Source organism: Nocardia sp. NPDC051900, assembly GCF_044452545.1.
Taxonomy (GTDB): Bacteria; Actinomycetota; Actinomycetes; order Mycobacteriales; family Mycobacteriaceae; genus Nocardia; species Nocardia sichangensis.
The window spans coordinates 12,297-27,200 of sequence record NZ_JBITBU010000008.1 but is presented as its reverse complement, the minus strand read 5'-3'; the positions used below and the strand labels follow the sequence as shown (position 1 = coordinate 27,200).

20 protein-coding genes are annotated in these 14,904 nt (G+C 69.0%); 16 read left to right on the top strand and 4 right to left on the bottom strand.

What is annotated here, in order from left to right; genetic code table 11:
• Positions 1 to 429: 429 nt before the first annotated feature.
• Positions 430 to 1,410 (top strand): TerC family protein, encoded by a 981-nt coding sequence (locus tag ACIA5H_RS14880; RefSeq protein ID WP_355070191.1) that lies wholly within the window; start codon positions 430 to 432, stop codon positions 1,408 to 1,410.
• A 4-nt stretch (positions 1,411 to 1,414) separates the two neighbouring features.
• On the opposite strand, the gene ACIA5H_RS14875 is transcribed toward ACIA5H_RS14880, so the two are convergent.
• Complete coding sequence (locus tag ACIA5H_RS14875; RefSeq protein ID WP_397076527.1) at positions 1,415 to 1,705, bottom strand: YciI family protein; 291 nt, start codon at positions 1,703 to 1,705, stop codon at positions 1,415 to 1,417.
• A gap of 21 nt (positions 1,706 to 1,726) precedes the next feature.
• Positions 1,727 to 2,293, bottom strand: a complete 567-nt coding sequence (locus ACIA5H_RS14870; RefSeq protein ID WP_379251297.1) for an amino-acid N-acetyltransferase — start codon at positions 2,291 to 2,293, stop codon at positions 1,727 to 1,729.
• A gap of 142 nt (positions 2,294 to 2,435) precedes the next feature.
• On the opposite strand from ACIA5H_RS14870, the gene pgsA reads away from it, so the two are divergent.
• The 5 genes from pgsA to ACIA5H_RS14845 all read left to right on the top strand — a co-directional run bounded on the left by pgsA (position 2,436) and on the right by ACIA5H_RS14845 (position 6,231).
• On the top strand, positions 2,436 to 3,095 hold the full coding sequence (gene pgsA / locus ACIA5H_RS14865; RefSeq protein WP_397076524.1) for a CDP-diacylglycerol--glycerol-3-phosphate 3-phosphatidyltransferase: 660 nt from the start codon (positions 2,436 to 2,438) through the stop codon (positions 3,093 to 3,095).
• Positions 3,092 to 3,619: a CinA family protein gene (locus ACIA5H_RS14860; RefSeq protein ID WP_397076522.1), complete on the top strand. Its 528-nt coding sequence runs from the start codon at positions 3,092 to 3,094 to the stop codon at positions 3,617 to 3,619. The genes pgsA and ACIA5H_RS14860 overlap by 4 nt, the downstream gene beginning before the upstream one ends.
• Before the next feature lie 112 nt (positions 3,620 to 3,731).
• Entirely contained in the window at positions 3,732 to 4,181 is a 450-nt protein-coding gene (locus tag ACIA5H_RS14855) for a helix-turn-helix domain-containing protein (protein ID WP_379251295.1), read from the top strand.
• Between the two features lie 199 nt (positions 4,182 to 4,380).
• Entirely contained in the window at positions 4,381 to 5,202 is an 822-nt protein-coding gene (locus ACIA5H_RS14850) for a PspA/IM30 family protein (protein ID WP_355070202.1), read from the top strand.
• 138 nt (positions 5,203 to 5,340) lie between these two features.
• Entirely contained in the window at positions 5,341 to 6,231 is an 891-nt protein-coding gene (locus ACIA5H_RS14845) for a hypothetical protein (RefSeq protein WP_397076519.1), read from the top strand.
• A gap of 10 nt (positions 6,232 to 6,241) precedes the next feature.
• Here ACIA5H_RS14845 and ACIA5H_RS14840 read toward each other — a convergent pair whose 3' ends face one another.
• On the bottom strand, positions 6,242 to 6,442 hold the full coding sequence (locus tag ACIA5H_RS14840; protein ID WP_067809022.1) for a hypothetical protein: 201 nt from the start codon (positions 6,440 to 6,442) through the stop codon (positions 6,242 to 6,244).
• 245 nt (positions 6,443 to 6,687) lie between these two features.
• Here ACIA5H_RS14840 and ACIA5H_RS14835 point away from each other — a divergent pair, with 245 nt between their 5' ends.
• From ACIA5H_RS14835 to ACIA5H_RS14805, 7 genes are all read left to right on the top strand, one after another.
• The gene (locus ACIA5H_RS14835; RefSeq protein ID WP_397076517.1) at positions 6,688 to 8,205 is read left to right on the top strand and encodes a bifunctional phosphatase PAP2/diacylglycerol kinase family protein; all 1,518 of its coding nucleotides are present in this window, start codon (positions 6,688 to 6,690) and stop codon (positions 8,203 to 8,205) included.
• A gap of 166 nt (positions 8,206 to 8,371) precedes the next feature.
• Positions 8,372 to 8,539 (top strand): hypothetical protein, encoded by a 168-nt coding sequence (locus ACIA5H_RS14830; protein WP_355070207.1) that lies wholly within the window; start codon positions 8,372 to 8,374, stop codon positions 8,537 to 8,539.
• 79 nt (positions 8,540 to 8,618) lie between these two features.
• Positions 8,619 to 9,242 carry a PRC-barrel domain-containing protein gene (locus ACIA5H_RS14825; protein ID WP_379251288.1) on the top strand — a complete coding sequence of 208 codons (624 nt, stop codon included), beginning with the start codon at positions 8,619 to 8,621 and terminating at the stop codon, positions 9,240 to 9,242.
• Positions 9,243 to 9,473: 231 nt separating this feature from the next.
• On the top strand, positions 9,474 to 9,647 hold the full coding sequence (locus tag ACIA5H_RS14820) for a hypothetical protein (protein ID WP_355070211.1): 174 nt from the start codon (positions 9,474 to 9,476) through the stop codon (positions 9,645 to 9,647).
• Positions 9,648 to 9,706: 59 nt separating this feature from the next.
• Complete coding sequence (locus ACIA5H_RS14815; RefSeq protein WP_379251286.1) at positions 9,707 to 10,864, top strand: glycosyltransferase; 1,158 nt, start codon at positions 9,707 to 9,709, stop codon at positions 10,862 to 10,864.
• A 64-nt stretch (positions 10,865 to 10,928) separates the two neighbouring features.
• On the top strand, positions 10,929 to 11,123 hold the full coding sequence (locus ACIA5H_RS14810) for a DUF3046 domain-containing protein (protein ID WP_355070215.1): 195 nt from the start codon (positions 10,929 to 10,931) through the stop codon (positions 11,121 to 11,123).
• Entirely contained in the window at positions 11,120 to 12,358 is a 1,239-nt protein-coding gene (locus tag ACIA5H_RS14805; RefSeq protein WP_397076513.1) for an APH(3') family aminoglycoside O-phosphotransferase, read from the top strand. Before ACIA5H_RS14810 ends, ACIA5H_RS14805 begins: the two co-directional genes overlap by 4 nt.
• A gap of 3 nt (positions 12,359 to 12,361) precedes the next feature.
• On the opposite strand, the gene ACIA5H_RS14800 is transcribed toward ACIA5H_RS14805, so the two are convergent.
• The gene (locus ACIA5H_RS14800) at positions 12,362 to 12,877 is read right to left on the bottom strand and encodes a CGNR zinc finger domain-containing protein (protein WP_356962441.1); all 516 of its coding nucleotides are present in this window, start codon (positions 12,875 to 12,877) and stop codon (positions 12,362 to 12,364) included.
• Positions 12,878 to 13,031: 154 nt separating this feature from the next.
• On the opposite strand from ACIA5H_RS14800, the gene ACIA5H_RS14795 reads away from it, so the two are divergent.
• From ACIA5H_RS14795 to ACIA5H_RS14785, 3 genes are read left to right on the top strand one after another with little or no spacing between them, the layout of a single operon-like run.
• Positions 13,032 to 13,493 (top strand): VOC family protein, encoded by a 462-nt coding sequence (locus ACIA5H_RS14795; protein ID WP_397076511.1) that lies wholly within the window; start codon positions 13,032 to 13,034, stop codon positions 13,491 to 13,493.
• A 29-nt stretch (positions 13,494 to 13,522) separates the two neighbouring features.
• Entirely contained in the window at positions 13,523 to 14,407 is an 885-nt protein-coding gene (locus ACIA5H_RS14790) for a pyridoxamine 5'-phosphate oxidase family protein (protein ID WP_355070221.1), read from the top strand.
• Between the two features lie 24 nt (positions 14,408 to 14,431).
• Positions 14,432 to 14,881: a nuclear transport factor 2 family protein gene (locus tag ACIA5H_RS14785; protein WP_355070223.1), complete on the top strand. Its 450-nt coding sequence runs from the start codon at positions 14,432 to 14,434 to the stop codon at positions 14,879 to 14,881.
• Positions 14,882 to 14,904 lie beyond the last annotated feature (23 nt).

Below are 14,904 nucleotides of genomic sequence, written 5' to 3'. Positions count from 1 at the left end.
TGTTGGGAACCGCTTTTCCTTAGCCGACGACCCTACCCGGTCAGTTCTTCCGTGCCTGAAGGGTATGGCTCAACGGTAGCCTTTCGGGTGCCGGGCCAGCCGCCATTCACCGTCCCGGCCCGTTGTCATCAGGCCGGGCAGCGCGTTCCACGGAACACTGCGATGTTCGACCAGGCCGGTCAGCGTGAGGTCCGCCGCGGCAGCGCGGTCACGACCTTGCCGAGAGGTTCCGTTCGTGCGTGGTGGTCCGGCTGAACCGGGCGTCGGTCTCGAAGTAGGCGGTGCGGTAGTCGTCGGCCACCAACGTCGACGGTGGCACGAACGGCCGGGTGAACGCATGTGGAATTATGGTCGGCAATCACCCCGCTATCGCGCAGTAACGGACAAATCGGGCATTATGGACGTCATGTTCTTCGATCGGCACGCCGCATGCACGTAACCGCACTCGAATGGGGGATCACCGTCGTGGTGATCCTCGGTCTGTTCGTCTTCGACTTCTACGCCCACGTGCGCACTCCGCACGAGCCGACGTTCCGGGAATCCGGCTTCTGGTCCGGGGTCTACATCGGGCTGGCGCTGCTGTTCGGCGGCGTGGTCGCCTGGCAGTGGGGTTCGACCTACGCCGGGGAGTACTACGCGGGTTTCGTCACCGAGAAAGCGCTCTCGGTCGACAATCTGTTCGTCTTCCTGATCATCATGTCCACCTTCGCGGTGCCGCGGATCTACCAGCAGAAGGTGCTGCTGATCGGCATCGTGCTCGCCCTGGCCATGCGCGGCGCGTTCATCGCCGTCGGCGCGGCCGCGATCGGCGCGTTCAGCTGGGTGTTCTACCTGTTCGGCATGTTCCTCGTCTACACCGCGGTCAAGCTGTTGCGCGAGAGCGGCCACGAGGTCGAGGTCGAGGAGAAACGAGACAGCCGGATCGTCGCGCTGGCCAAGCGGGTCCTGCCGACCACCGATGAATACGACGGCGACAAGCTGGTGACCAGAGTGGACGGACGCCGGGTGGTCACGCCGTTGTTGCTGGCGCTACTGGCCATCGGGTTCGCCGACCTGCTCTTCGCGCTGGACTCCATCCCGGCCATCTACGGACTGACCGAGCAGCCGTACCTGGTCTTCACCGCGAACGCGTTCGCGCTCATGGGCCTGCGGCAGCTGTACTTCCTGATCGGCGGATTGCTCGACCGGCTGGTGTACCTGTCCTACGGGCTGGCGGCGATCCTGGCGTTCATCGGCATGAAGCTGGTGCTGCACGCCCTGCACGAGAACACGTTGCCGTTCGTCAACGGCGGCGAGCACGTCGCGGTCCCGGAGATCTCCACGTCGGTCTCGCTGGGTGTGATCCTGGTCATCCTGGTGGTCGCGACGGTCGCCAGCCTGCTCCGCACGCGGGTCCGAGCGGACCGGTAGCCGCTCAGGGTGCGAAGGCGCCGAAGACGGGGGCCCATTCCACGGCGCGGACGTCATCGATGAGGTTCGCCCGGGCGAACGGGTCCTGGGCGAGCAGGTCCTTCAGCTGTCCCGGGTCCGGCGAGCGGAAGAGCAGCAGCGCTCCGGACCCGTCCGGGTACGGACCGCTGCTCAGCAGGGTGCCCGACTCGAGCAGCCCGGCCAGCCAGGCTCGGTGCTCGGGTCGGTGGACGTCGCGGTCGGCGGCGGTGGCCTCGGAATAGACGTAGTGGACGGCGAAGATCGGCACGGGCATCGCTTCCTGTGGGGGACGGGCTCAGAGCGTCAGCAGCATCCGAGTATTGCCGAGAGTGTTCGGCTTCACATAGCTCAAATCGAGGAACTCGGCCACGCCGGTGTCGTAGGAGCGGCACATCTCGGCGTACACCTCGGCGGTGACCGGCGTGCCATCGATCTCGACGAAGCCGTGCCTGCCGAAGAACTCCACCTCGAAGGTCAGCACGAACAGCCGTTCCAGCTCGAGTTCGCGCGCCACCGCGACGAGACGTTGCACGATGAGCTTGCCCACACCGCTGCCCTTGACGTCGGGATGCACCGCGACCGTGCGCACCTCCCCGAGATCGGCCCACAGCACGTGCAGCGCCCCGCAGCCGACCACGCGGCCGTCGAGTTCGGCGACCCAGAATTCCTGTACCGCCTCGTAGAGGGTGACCAGGTTCTTCTCCAGCAGGATGCGGCCTGCGTAGACGTCGACGAGGCGTTTGATCTCGGGCACGTCGGAGGTTCGCGCGCGTCGGACGACCGGGAGGGAGTTCTGCGCGGCCGAAGCCGCGCCCGGATACGCGTCGCTGGTCGAACCACCTAGTGGTCCCCGAGAGGTCATGGGGTGCACAGTAGTCGGCTCGGCTACCGATAGTCTGAACGTGTGCCGCAGATCCACTCGTCCAACTCACCGCATCGCGCCGGGCGGCGCGGCGGTCCGACGAGGCGGCCGTGAGCGAGCCGATCGCCGGTGAGGCGATGGCATGAGCGTGCAACCCGACGAGACGGACCGCCCCTGGAGCGCGCCCGCCCCGATCCGTCCCGGCTTCGCACCCGCGCAGGCCGAGAGCGGCCCTCCGCTGCTGAACATCGCGAACGTGCTCACCATGTTGCGCATCGCGATCGTGCCGCTGTTCGTCGTCGCGCTGTTCGCCGGAGATGGTCACCAGACCGGTTGGCGGATCGCCGCCGCGGCGCTGTTCGGCCTCGCCGCGATCACCGACCGGTTCGACGGGCAATTGGCTCGCAAATACGGGTTGGTGACCGATTTCGGCAAACTGGCCGATCCCATCGCGGACAAGGCGCTGATCGGGTCCGCGGTGATCGGTTTGTCCGTGCTCGGCGACCTGGCCTGGTGGATCACGTTGGTGATCTGCGGCCGGGAGATCGGCGTCACACTGCTGCGTCTGATCGTCGTGCGGCGCGGAGTCATTCCCGCAGGGCGCGGGGGAAAGCTGAAAACACTGGTCCAGTCGGTGGCCATCGCCATGCTCCTGCTGCCGCTGTCGGGCTGGGTCGCCGGTATCGGCACGCTGCTGATGTATGTGGCGGTCGCGCTGACCGTGGCCACCGGCCTCGACTACATCGGCCAGGCGGCCCGGGTGTGGTTCGCGGGCGGCCCGGGGCGGAACCGCGGCGCATGAGCGATCCGCTGGTCGCCGACGTGCCCGCCATCGATCTCGTTCGTGCGCTGGTGACTATGCGGCAAACGGTAGCCACCGCGGAATCGCTGACCGCGGGTCTGCTCGCCGCGACCATCGCCGGGGTACCGGGCGCCAGTGCCGTGCTGCGCGGCGGGTTGGTGGTCTACGCCACCGACCTCAAGCACAGCCTCGCGGGGGTCGACGCGGAGGTCCTCGCGGCCGAAGGCCCGGTGGCGGCGAGCACCGCCGAACAGCTGGCCGTCGGCGCGCGCACGCGCTGCGGCGCGGACTGGGGTGTGGGGCTGACCGGCGTGGCGGGCCCCGATTCGCAGGACGGGCACCCGGTCGGCACGGTCTTCCTCGGACTGGCCGGTCCCGGGCACACCGAAGTGATGCGGTTGAAACTCCCCGGCGACCGGTGGACGATCAGAATCGGTGCGACGCGCACGGCGGTGGCGGAATTGCTGCGGTGTGTGCGGGAGGCGGGCACGGACCCGGCCGACCGCGTCGGGCGGAGCGGCTGAGGTGCTTCCGGCGGGAACCATCCGCCCCGGTTCCGACGTTGTGCCAGAAAGAACGGCATGCGTGGGGTCGGCGATCGCGTCGGCCCCGCGACCGGGAGCGAAGGAGAACGAGATGACGCTGCTGCGAGAGGCGATCGGGGACAGTCTGCGGCGTGCGCGTCTCGCCCAGAGCCGGACCTTGCGCGAGGTGTCGACATCGGCGCGAGTGAGTCTCGGCTATCTCTCCGAAGTCGAGCGGGGTCGCAAGGAGGCCTCCAGCGAACTGCTTGCCGCCATCTGCGAAGCGCTGGACGTCCCGCTGTCGCGGGTGCTGTGGGATGTGAGCACGATCATGGCCGGTGTCGACGCGGCGACGGCCGGCGCGCCCGCGGACGAGGCCGCGGCCGCCGCGGCCGAGCCGGAGCGGACGGCGGCCGAGCCCGCCGCGCAGGCCGAGTCCGCGTCCGCGGCGGCAACCATGTCGGCCGACGCCGCGCCGCGGCCGCTGCCGCTGGCGGAGGACACCCGGATCGTCATCCCGGCTCCGCGATCGGACATGTTGGTCCTGGTGAAAGGTGCGTGACCGGCGACGAGTTGCGGCCACGGCGGCAACGCTGCGGGCCGGTGCGGAAAGCGGATAGATTCTCCGTAGGCGTCGGTTGGGCCGGGTTCGCCCGGCCCTGGTGCCACATGGTGGAGGATAGGCACATATCGGGTGCGTGACGGTCGCGCACTGGAGTCGCGCCGGAGCGCGGCATGTCAGATGGAGGCGGGATCAATCGATGGCTAATCCGTTCGTCAAGGCCTGGAAATACCTGATGGCCCTCTTCGACGCGAAGATCGAGGAGCACGCGGATCCGAAGGTCCAGATTCAGCAGGCTATCGAGGAAGCCCAGCGGCAGCACCAGGCCCTTTCGCAGCAGGCCGCCTCGGTCATCGGCAACCAGCGTCAGCTGGAGATGAAGCTGAACCGGCAGCTGGACGAGGTCGAGAAGCTCAACGCCAACGCACGTCAGGCCGTCCTGCTGGCCGATCAGGCCACCGCGGCGGGCGACACCGAGAAGGCGATCCAGTACACCAACGCCGCCGAGGCGTTCGCCGCGCAACTGGTCACCGCCGAGCAGTCCGTCGAGGACCTGAAGGTCCTGCACGACCAGTCGCTGCAGGCGGCCGCCCAGGCGAAGAAGGCCGTGGAGCAGAACGCGATGCTGTTGCAGCAGAAGGTCGCCGAGCGCACCAAGCTGCTCAGCCAGCTGGAGCAGGCCAAGATGCAGGAGCAGGTCTCCGCCTCGCTGCAGCAGATGGATTCGACGCTGTCGGCGCCCGGCAGCACGCCGAGTCTGGACGCGGTGCGCGAGAAGATCGAGCGCCGCTACGCCAACGCGCTGGGCGCAGCGGAACTCGCGCAGAATTCGGTGCAGGGCCGCATGCTCGAGGTGCAGCAGGCCAGCATCCAGATGGCCGGGCACAGCAAACTGGAGCAGATCCGCGCGTCCATGCGCGGGGACCAGTTGCCCGCCGGTGGCGCCCAGCCCGCCATCAATCCGGCACAGGCCGGTTCGGCACAGCCGCAGATGAACAAGGGACAGGCCGCGCAGCAGTAGCCGCCTCCGGGTGTTCGGCGAACACGTGTCGGTGGGGGCTGGTTCACTGGAGGACAAGGCGTGGGGACCCGACCGGCCGGCCGTCGGCCGAGTCGGGTCCCGGTCTGTCCGATGTGTGCAACCGGTGGGAGAGAAGGTATGAGCGGCAGTGCATTTCGCGAGCGTCGGCCCGAAACGCGGCGCCTGCGCGGGACGGCGATGATCCGGGCCCAAGCCGCGCTCGCGCCACAGCCGGGCAGCCTGCCGGACAGTCTTCGCGAAGTCGGTGAGAACGCGCTCGTCGCCGTGCGGCGCTGGGCCGACCCACGGGAGCGGGAGTTGCGCCGCCGCCGCAGGGTCCGCCGCCGCAGCTTCCAGCTGGGCACGGTGTCCGGCCTCACCACAGTGGGAACCGTTGGCCTCGTCGCCCTTTCGGCGCCGGTGTGGGCTGTGGTCGTGGTCGGCGGCGGCGCGGTGGCACTGGTCACCGGCGCGGCGCTGAGCACTCGTCGCTATCTGCGACTGCGGGGAGCGCCGCTGCCGCATGCGGCGTTCGTCCCGCGTAAGCAGCCACCGGTATGGTCGAACGCCCGGCCGTCGATCGCGCGTCTGGTGCGCGCGGAGAAGGCCTTGCACGGCTTGGGCGTTCAGATCGCCCGCTCGCATCGGCTGCCCCCGGACGAACTGGCCGACATGCTCGAGACCGCCGCCTCGGGCGCGGCGGCGCTCCATGCGCTGGCTGCCGACATCACGGCGATGGAACAGGGGCTCGGGGCCATCGGAAGCGCGAATTCGCCCGCGGCGGTGGCGCTCACCGAGAACCTGCGGCTGATCCTGGCCAGGCTCGACGCGGGCGTCACGGAGTACGAGCAGGTGGTGGCCGCGGCGGGCCGGATTCTCGCGGTGCCGGAGACCACCGTGGTGCGGCACAACTTCGACACCATCGTGGCGGATCTGCGCCACGCCTCCGACCGGCTGGACGGGTGGGCGCAGGCCCTCATCGAGGTGGCCGACAAATCGGTGCCCGCGTCGCCGCGGCCACCGATCTGATCCGGGCCGGTCAGCTCGGCCGGTCCCGGCGGCGAAGTTCCTCGGCCCTGGCCCGAAACGCCGCGCCGACGAGTTCGCGGCTTTCGGCCATGAGGTCGAGCACTTCCCACGACGCTTTGCGGGCGGCCGATCCGACGATTCCCGCGATCGCCGAACCGTGCCGCCGGGCCGCGGCCGCGAGTTCCTGTGCCAGCTCGTTCGTCTGTTCCATCGGGGTCCCGGTCGTCAGAGGAGATTCAGTGCATGACTGTGTGCTGATTGGGGTGTCTGCGTCATTGGATCATCCCTTCCCTGTTGTCGCGCAGCGCCGTTTGGCGTTGAAGATCAGAGTACATCCGTGCACTGAAGTCGCATCGGTCTCGACCGCGCCGGGGGATCCCGCGCGCGCCTGAGCGCTCGCGCCCGCACCGAGTGGTCGTGTGGGCGCGGCGCTCGAGCGATCGGTAGGCTGCGGCGATGCGGTTTCTCTCGACTCGCGAACGCGACGGTGGGGTGATCGGAAGGACGAGCAGCCTGGATCGCTGGCTGGTCGGCCGCAGTGCGCGCGTGCGTGCGACTCCGGCGGATCGGGCGTTGAAGGCATTGAGCACCGCCGCCGACAAGAGTCGGTTGTGGATGGCACTCGGGGCGGTCCTGTTCGTCGCCGGAGATCGCTCGGCCCGGCGCGGCGCGGTGCGCGGGTTGCTCGCGCTGAGCATCGCCAGCGGCGTGGCCAACGGTGTGGCCAAGCCGCTGTTCCCGCGCCGTCGTCCGCCGGACGAATCCGTTCCGTTCGTGCGCAGGCTGGTCGCGCCGCCGGTCTCGTCATCGTTCCCCTCCGGGCACGCGGCCTCCGCCGCGGCCTTCGTGACGGGCTTGGCGTTGGAATCGCCCGCGGCGGCCGTCGCGGTGGCCCCGGTCGCCGCCGCGGTGGGATATTCGCGTGTGCACATCGGCGTGCACTGGCCCTCCGATGTGGTCGCTGGCGCGCTGTTCGGTAGCGCGGTCGCACTGGTCACTCGGCGGTGGTGGGCGGTGCGCGACGACGAACCCGCCGCCCTCGGTCCGGTCGAACACATCGACCCGCTGCCGAAGGGCGCCGGATTGCTGCTGATCGGCAACCCGCACGCGGGATCGGGCGATGGCGACGACGCGCTCGCCGACCTGCGTGAGCGACTGCCCGCCGCCGAGGTGCTGGAACTGGGCGGCGACGATTTCGAGGAGCGGGTCGACGAACTGGTGCGGCGCGACGATCTCCGCGCTCTCGGCGTCGTCGGAGGGGACGGAACGGTGTCGGCCGTCGCGGAGTACGCGGTCCGTCACCGGTTGCCGCTGGCGGTATTCGCGGGTGGCACGCTGAACCACTTCGCCAGGGACGCCGGAGTGGAGCGGACCGACGTGACCGTCGCCGGGCTGGAAGCGGGCGAAGCGGTGCGGGTCGACGTGGCGGGTGTTTGTTTGGACGGCGCCGAGCAGCGCACCTTCGTGAACACCGCCAGTCTCGGCGGTTATCCCGATTTCGTCCGTGTTCGCGAGCGCTGGGAACGGCGGATCGGCAAATGGCCCGCGGCGGGAATCGCCATGGTGCGCGTGCTGTTCCGCGCCCAGCCGCTGCACGTCACCGTCGATGGCGCCCACACCGCGCTCTGGATGCTGTTCGTGGGCAACGGCACCTACCACCCGGCCGACCAGATCCCCATGTCGCGTCCGGAGTTGCGCGGCGGCACCCTCGATGTCCGTTACCTGCGCGCCGATGTCCCGTTCTCGCGGCTGCGGCTGGTCTTCGCGACGTTCACCGGCACGCTGGAGTATTCGCCCACCTATCGGCACCGCAGGGTTTCCCGGGTGGATGTGCGGGTCGCCGAGGAGGCGGTGTCGCTGGCCACCGATGGCGAGGTCGACCATCGCGGCAAGGACTTCCGATTCACCAGCGGACCGTCGGCGCTGATGCTGATCAAGCGTGGGCGCGCGGGGAACTCGCAGCGAAATACATAACGAATAGCTATCAGATAGCTGTGTCGTCACTTCTGGCGCGGCGTGTCGACGAATTGAGTACTGAGCCTGGTTTGGTCGAGGAATGCACGGGTAGTTGCCATCATGTAGCTGATCATTTCCGGTCTCGTCTGGGGCCGGGCACATGCACTACTGGCAGGAGCACGTCATGCTCGATGTTTCCTACCGTCGATCGCTGCTCGACCAGGACACGCAGCGGCTGGACGTCAGCCGGTATCTGACGTGTGACAGCGCCGAGGACCCGGTGCGGCTGTCGCGCAGAACGCAGCGCGTCGTCGCGAGCCCCGACGTCACGGATCGACCCACCAGCGATTGAACTGCTTTTCCCAGCACGCGCGGTGGACAGCCGCGTTCTGTCGAGCTGCGCATCGCACGGACGAACTGCGGAGGAACCCATGACTGAAATGCTGGAAACGCTCATCGGCAGCTCGGTGTACGGCCCCGAAGGCGAGAAGATCGGCAAGGTCAAACGGGTCTACGTCGACAACAATTCCGGATCGCCCACCTGGATCGCGGTATCCACCGGTCTGTTCAGCGCCGACGCGTTGGTCCCGCTCGCGGGCGCCGAGCATCGCCCTGAGGCGGCCGTGTTGCAGGTGCGAGTCGGTAAGGACGCGGTCAAGGCCTCGCCGCAGCTGGACCACAACGGGCAGATCAGCCCACAGGCCGAGCAGGAACTGTTCGACCACTATCAGATCGATCCGGATCAGTCCGCCTGGGATGTCTACGGCAGGCAGCCGGTGCCGCAGCCGCCGCGCACCCGCCCCGCGATGACCCGCCCGCCGGAGCGGCGGACCGGGGAGCCGGGAGGCGTCGCCACCGCGCGTATGCGGAACAATCCGGGTCCGGACGAGGAGACGTTGCGGATGCCGGCGTCCGGCGATCGGTCGAGCATGGGTCTGGATCCGATGGTCGACCCCTACGCGGTCGACACTGCCGATCTCGGTATGCGGGAACCGGATGGCATGCCGCACGACGATCCTCTGGCCGGCGAGTTGCCGGACGCCGAGCCTCGCTGATCGGCTCGTCCTCGACGATGGTGTGCGCGTCCTCCGACGCGCACACCATCGTGGCGTGTTCGGGACGGGAGATCTTCGGTCGGCGGCGAAACCCCGATCGCCGCGCGACGAGCGGGGCGCCGGCCTAAGGGGGAACCCTGATTTACACCCCGAAATGCCTCCCCACCTGGTGATTTCCGCTGATCCAAGTGCCATGCTCGAAGCGGAAACCGACTTCTTGGAGGCATCGAAATGTTGTGGAAGATCATCGGCATCGTCGCGGTCGTCTGGATCGCGCTGGCCGTCATCGGCGCGCTGATCAAAGGCCTGTTCCCCATCCTGGTGATCAGCGCCATCGTGTTCGGGCTGTACCTGCTGTACAAGGCGGTCTCGGGCTCGGACAAGTCGACGGTGAGCAAGCTGTAGCGAGCGGTGTCGCGATGCGGGTGTGATCGACCTCGAAGGGGGTGTGGCAGGCTAGGCGGATGCGAGTAGCCGTCGTCGCGGGGCCCGATCCCGGTCACGCGTTCCCCGCTATCGCGTTGTGCTCGAAATTCCTGGCCGCCGGTGACGAGCCGGTCCTGTTCACCGGTCCGCGGTGGTTCGACGCCGCGCTCGCCGCCGGAATCGGGGTGCGCAGACTGAAAGGCCTGGCGCCGCGACCGGTGGACGACGACGCCGACGCCGGGCAGCGCATCCACGAGCGGGCCGCGCACATCTCTACCGAGATCCTGCCCGAATTGAGCGCCATGCTGCCCGAACTGGTGATCTCCGACGTGCTGACCGCGGGCGGCGGCATGGCCGCGGAACGGCTCGGCGTCCCATGGGTTGAGCTGTCCCCGCATCCGCTGTACCTGCCGTCGAAGGGATTGCCGCCCATCGGAAGCGGGCTCGCGCCCGGTTCGGGTCTGCGCGGTCGGGTGCGCGACGGCGTACTGCGCGGCATGACCGCACGCGCGCTGCGGAACGGGCGTCGCCAGCGGGAGCGGGCGCGCGAGAGCGTCGGCCTGCCTGCGGTCGATCCCGGGCCCGCCGCGCGCCTGATCGCCACCCTGCCCGCGCTCGAGGTACCGCGCCCCGACTGGCCGGAATCCGCCCACGTGATCGGCCCGCTGCTGTGGGAGCCGACCGACGCGATCCTGGACCTGCCGCCAGGGAACGCGCCGCTGGTCATGGTCGCGCCCTCGACCGCGCACACCGGTGTGGCGGGCATGGCCGAGACCGTCCTGCGGGCGTTGGAGGGAACCGGTGTCCGCGTGGCCATTTCGATGCTGGACACGCCGCCCGCCGATCTTCCGCCATGGGCCACGGCGGGGTTGGGACGGCAGGACGAACTGCTGACCCACGCGTCCGTCGTCGTCGGCGGCGGCGGTCACGGCCTGCTCGCCAAAACGCTGTCCGCCGGCGTCCCGATCGTCACCGTTCCCGGCGGCGGCGACCAGTGGGAGCTGGCCAATCGCGCGGCGCGACAAGGTAGTTCGATCGTCGTCCGGCCGCTTTCACCCGAGGCCGTCCGTGCCGCGGTCGGTGCGGTCCTCGCCGACCCGCGCTACACCCGAGCGGCGAGGGAGGCCGCCGCCACGCGCGATTTCCCGGACCCGGTCGCCCTGTGCCACCAGGTCTGTTACGCCGTCCAACCCTGACCGGAGCGGGTGCCGGGCGTGCCCCTGACCAGCGAACGCGCGGGACGGGAGTAAGTTCGGGACGGTGCGGTTGACCGAGTTTCAGGAACTGTTGCACACCGAGTTCGGTGTGGCCCGCGGCGACGCCCTGCTGACCGACCACGTGATCCCGGCGTTGGGCGGGCGCACCGGCGCCGCCGCCATCGAGGCCGGAACCGATCCCCGCGACGTCTGGCGCGCCCTGTGCGCCGAATTCGACGTGCCGAGGACGCGCTGGTGAGCGCCCCCGGGCAGGTGGAGCGCGACGAGCCGCTGTACCGGTTCGACGAGCGGCAGCGGATGATCCCGCACGACCCGGAACGATTGGCGGTCCGGGTGGCGCAGGCGCGCCCCGACGACTTCGCGAGCTACCGGCAGACCGGCATCGAGTTGATGCTGCTCGGCCGCTACGACGAGGCGCTCGACCACCTCGATCGTGCGCTCGAACTGGTGGACACGGAGCGGCGCCGGATCACCGTGTGGATCAACTTGGGCGACGTCTACCGCTATCGCGGCGACGCGGGCACCGCGGAGACGTTGTACCGCCGCGCCGTGGAACACGCGCGGGTAGCCGCGCCGGAGGTGCTCTCGTTCGCCGTGCAGCACCTGGGCAAGGCGCTCGCCGAACGGAACCACCTGGCCGAGGCGCGCGAACTGCTGGCCGAGGCGATGCGGCTGCGCGTGGCCGAGGGCGATCCCGAGGAGATCGAAGCCACCCGCACCGCGCTGGACACGCTGGGCGAGCTGCCGATTCCGTTGCCGCCCACCGTCGCGGCGTTGTTCGGCGAGGTGCCGAGCTGGTCGTACGAGCACGAGGGCATGAGCGGTGGTGTGGTGCGCGTCGACGGCGCCTACTGGCTCAAACGCGGTCCGAAGGCCGTCGCCGAGTATCGGCGGCTCACCTGGCTGCGTGAGCGCGGGATCGCCGTGCCGGAGGTGACGGCGTTCGAGGACGACGTGCTGGTACTCGCGGACGTGGGCGCGCCCAGCTTGTCGGCGGGCTCCGGCGGCGCTCACGCGGCCTCGACCGGCGCCGTGCTCGGCGCGTTGTTGCGCCGGCTGCACAGCATTCCGGTCGCCGAGTGCCCGTTCGACGGACGCCTGGACGTCGTGCTGGCGCGGGCGCGCCGCAACGTGGTCGAAGGTCTGGTTGACGCGGACGATTTCGACGACGACAACGCCGGGTCCACCCCCGCGGAGATCCTCGAGCGGCTGCTGGCACAGCGGCCGGAGCGTGAGGATCTGGTGGTGGCGCACGGTGATTTCACCCCGCCGAACGTGCTGGCGAACGGCGTCCTCCTCGATGTCGGCGGGCTCGGTGTTGCCGACCGTTACCGTGATCTGGCGCTCGCCGCCCGCGACCTGCGCGCGGATTTCGGCGAAGCGGAGGTGACGGCCTTCTTCGCGGCCTACGGACTGGCCGAGCCGGACGAGAGCCGCTTGACGTATTACCGGCTGCTCGACGAGTTGTTCTGAGCCTCAGGGCTTTCGCGCGTAGTGCCGCGCCGCTTTGGTGCGGTTGCCGCAGGTGGCCATGGAGTGCCAGCGGCGGGTTCCGTTCTTCGAGGTGTCGTAGAAGAACAGCACGCACTCCGGATGCGCGCATTGGCGGATCCGATCGGGTGCGGTGCGCAGCAGCTCCAGCAGATTGTCGGCAGCCAGCCAGCCGGGCAACCAAGCTTGCTCCGGGACGTCCACCAGGTCGGCGGGCCCGGACGCGGTGAGCGCGCGGCGGACGCGGCCGTGTTCCAGCACGTCGTTGAGTCCGGCAGGGGAAGCGTGCACCACCACGTCGTAGATGGCGGTCCGGGCGGTCAGCACCGCGTTCAAGGTGGCTTCGTCGGCGGTCGCGCGATCGGTGAGGCCCGCGGACGCCAGCCAGGTGTGCAGGCCGGTGACATCGGTGAGCAGGTCCTGTGGTCCGTGCTCGATCCATCTCGTGTTCAGCAGATCGAGCGCCAGGGGTTCACCGAGGTGGGGGCGTGGATCGGGCATGCCCGAGGGTACCGAGTGGGCGCCGTCGTCCACGGCCGTCACCTCCTTTCTAACCGTTGAAAATTATTTAGATGGTTGACACCATTGTTCCCGGGTCGGTACGTTCTAACCAGTGAAACCGCATAAGGCGGTTGAATCTTCCGAGGAGGAACTCATGATCACGGTTGCCGCGCCTCAGCTCAGCACCGGGCACATCGGCCTGAACGTCTCGGATCTGGATCGTTCGGTGGACTTCTACCGTCGGGCCCTTGGTTTCGAACAGCTCGCCGCGAGCGCCGACGAGCAGCGCCGTTGGGCCTTCCTCGGTCGCGACGGCAAGCTGGTGGTCACGCTGTGGCAGCAGAGCGGCGGCGCGTTTTCCACCGAAACGCCTGGGCTGCATCATCTTTCGTTCCAGGTCGACAGCATCGACGAGGTACGCGCGGTGGAACGGGTGCTGCGTGAACTCTCGGTCACCTTCGCCCACGACGGCGTGGTGGCGCACGGCGAGGGCGTCGCCTCCGGTGGGATCTTCTTCACCGATCCCGACGGCATCCGGCTGGAGGTGTACGCGCCCAGTGGCGCGGAATCCGCTCCCGCGCCCAGCGGTGCGGCACCGACCTGCGGCTTCTTCTGATCCGGCCGCGTAGCGAAGGGAGTATCGCGATGGAGGCGTTCCACCGCGGGGAGGTCGCCGTGCAGCGCCGGATGGGGCAGGCGGACATCGCCGGACGGGTCGGTCGCATGATCCGCGCCGATATCCCCGCGGTCGCGGCCGATTTCCTGGCCGAACAACGGATGGTGGTGCTCGCCGCCGCCGACGCGGCGGGCAGGCTGTGGGCGAGCGAGCTGGTCGGGCAGCCGGGATTCGTCCGAGCGGTGGACGACCGGACCATTTCGATCGGCACCATGCCCGCTGCCGCCGACCCGCTGCACGAAGCGCTGACCCGCAGGTCTCGCGTCGGCATGATCGCCCTGCAACCGCAGCGGCGCAGGCGGATGCGCGTCAATGGGAGGTCCGCGCCGGAGGACGCGGGCGTGCGCATAGTCACCGATCAGGTGTACTCGAACTGTCCCAAGTACATCTCCCGGCGGGACGTCGCGAGCTACACGCCCGGCGCTACGACGCCCGCGGTGCGTCGCGGTGCCGAATTGGATGCCGAGCAGCGGTCCGCGATCGCCTCGGCCGACACGTTCTTCGTCGCGACCGCGGACGAGGAAGGCAACGCCGACGCCTCGCATCGCGGCGGGAATCCCGGCTTCCTGCAAGTGCTCTCGCCCACGCGGCTGCGCTGGCCGGACTATCGGGGCAATTCGATGTTCATGACGCTCGGCAACCTCGCGGTCAACCCCCGCTGCGGGATCCTGATCCCGGACTGGTCCACGGGCGCCACGTTGCAGCTCACCGGCACGGCCGAGTTGGTCTGGGCAGCCGAGACCTTCACGGCGGGCGCGCAGTGCTCCCTCGATTTCACCATCGAAGAGGTGGTCGAGCGATCCACGGGAGCGCTGCGATGGGGCCCTGCCGAACTTTCTCCCGTGAATCCCTGAGACTTCGAGAAAAGGAGTTGTCCCATGCGACCTCCGCTACCCCCGTTCGACGCGGAATCCGCCGAAGCCAAGGTGCGGGCTGCGGAAAACGCCTGGAACACGCGCGATCCCGAACGGGTCGCCGCCGCGTACACCGAAGATTCGGTGTGGCGCAATCGCGACGAGTTCTTCACCGGCCGTGACGCCATCGTCGAGTTCCTCACCAGGAAGTGGTCCATCGAGAACGGCTACGCGCTGCGCAAGGATCTATGGGCCTTCCACGGCAACCGCATCGCCGTGCGGTTCCAGTACGAATGGCACGACGAGTCCGGCCGGTGGTTCCGCAGCTACGGCAACGAGCAATGGGAGTTCGCGCCGGACGGGCTGATGTCCCGGCGTGAGGCCAGCATCAACGATGTCCCGATCGGGGAATCCGAGCGGCGCATCTTCGGGCCACGCGAGCCTGGTGACGAGTCGGTACTGCCGCAGCGTTAGGGCCGCCGGGGCACGGGAAACGG

Bases quoted from the DNA above. Each gene is read 5' to 3' on its own strand.
- ACIA5H_RS14800 (WP_356962441.1), bottom strand. From the start codon at position 12,877: ATGCCCGATCCACGCCCCCACCTCGGTGAACCCCTGGCGCTCGATCTG.
- ACIA5H_RS14840 (WP_067809022.1), bottom strand. From the start codon at position 6,442: ATGGAACAGACGAACGAGCTGGCACAGGAACTCGCGGCCGCGGCCCGG.
- ACIA5H_RS14855 (WP_379251295.1), top strand. From the start codon at position 3,732: ATGACGCTGCTGCGAGAGGCGATCGGGGACAGTCTGCGGCGTGCGCGT.
- ACIA5H_RS14830 (WP_355070207.1), top strand. From the start codon at position 8,372: ATGCTCGATGTTTCCTACCGTCGATCGCTGCTCGACCAGGACACGCAG.
- ACIA5H_RS14875 (WP_397076527.1), bottom strand. From the start codon at position 1,705: ATGCCCGTGCCGATCTTCGCCGTCCACTACGTCTATTCCGAGGCCACC.
- ACIA5H_RS14870 (WP_379251297.1), bottom strand. From the start codon at position 2,293: ATGACCTCTCGGGGACCACTAGGTGGTTCGACCAGCGACGCGTATCCG.
- ACIA5H_RS14880 (WP_355070191.1), top strand. From the start codon at position 430: ATGCACGTAACCGCACTCGAATGGGGGATCACCGTCGTGGTGATCCTC.
- ACIA5H_RS14785 (WP_355070223.1), top strand. From the start codon at position 14,432: ATGCGACCTCCGCTACCCCCGTTCGACGCGGAATCCGCCGAAGCCAAG.
- pgsA (WP_397076524.1), top strand. From the start codon at position 2,436: ATGAGCGTGCAACCCGACGAGACGGACCGCCCCTGGAGCGCGCCCGCC.
- ACIA5H_RS14795 (WP_397076511.1), top strand. From the start codon at position 13,032: ATGATCACGGTTGCCGCGCCTCAGCTCAGCACCGGGCACATCGGCCTG.
- ACIA5H_RS14825 (WP_379251288.1), top strand. From the start codon at position 8,619: ATGACTGAAATGCTGGAAACGCTCATCGGCAGCTCGGTGTACGGCCCC.
- ACIA5H_RS14850 (WP_355070202.1), top strand. From the start codon at position 4,381: ATGGCTAATCCGTTCGTCAAGGCCTGGAAATACCTGATGGCCCTCTTC.
- ACIA5H_RS14790 (WP_355070221.1), top strand. From the start codon at position 13,523: ATGGAGGCGTTCCACCGCGGGGAGGTCGCCGTGCAGCGCCGGATGGGG.
- ACIA5H_RS14820 (WP_355070211.1), top strand. From the start codon at position 9,474: ATGTTGTGGAAGATCATCGGCATCGTCGCGGTCGTCTGGATCGCGCTG.
- ACIA5H_RS14815 (WP_379251286.1), top strand. From the start codon at position 9,707: ATGCGAGTAGCCGTCGTCGCGGGGCCCGATCCCGGTCACGCGTTCCCC.
- ACIA5H_RS14860 (WP_397076522.1), top strand. From the start codon at position 3,092: ATGAGCGATCCGCTGGTCGCCGACGTGCCCGCCATCGATCTCGTTCGT.
- ACIA5H_RS14835 (WP_397076517.1), top strand. From the start codon at position 6,688: ATGCGGTTTCTCTCGACTCGCGAACGCGACGGTGGGGTGATCGGAAGG.
- ACIA5H_RS14845 (WP_397076519.1), top strand. From the start codon at position 5,341: ATGAGCGGCAGTGCATTTCGCGAGCGTCGGCCCGAAACGCGGCGCCTG.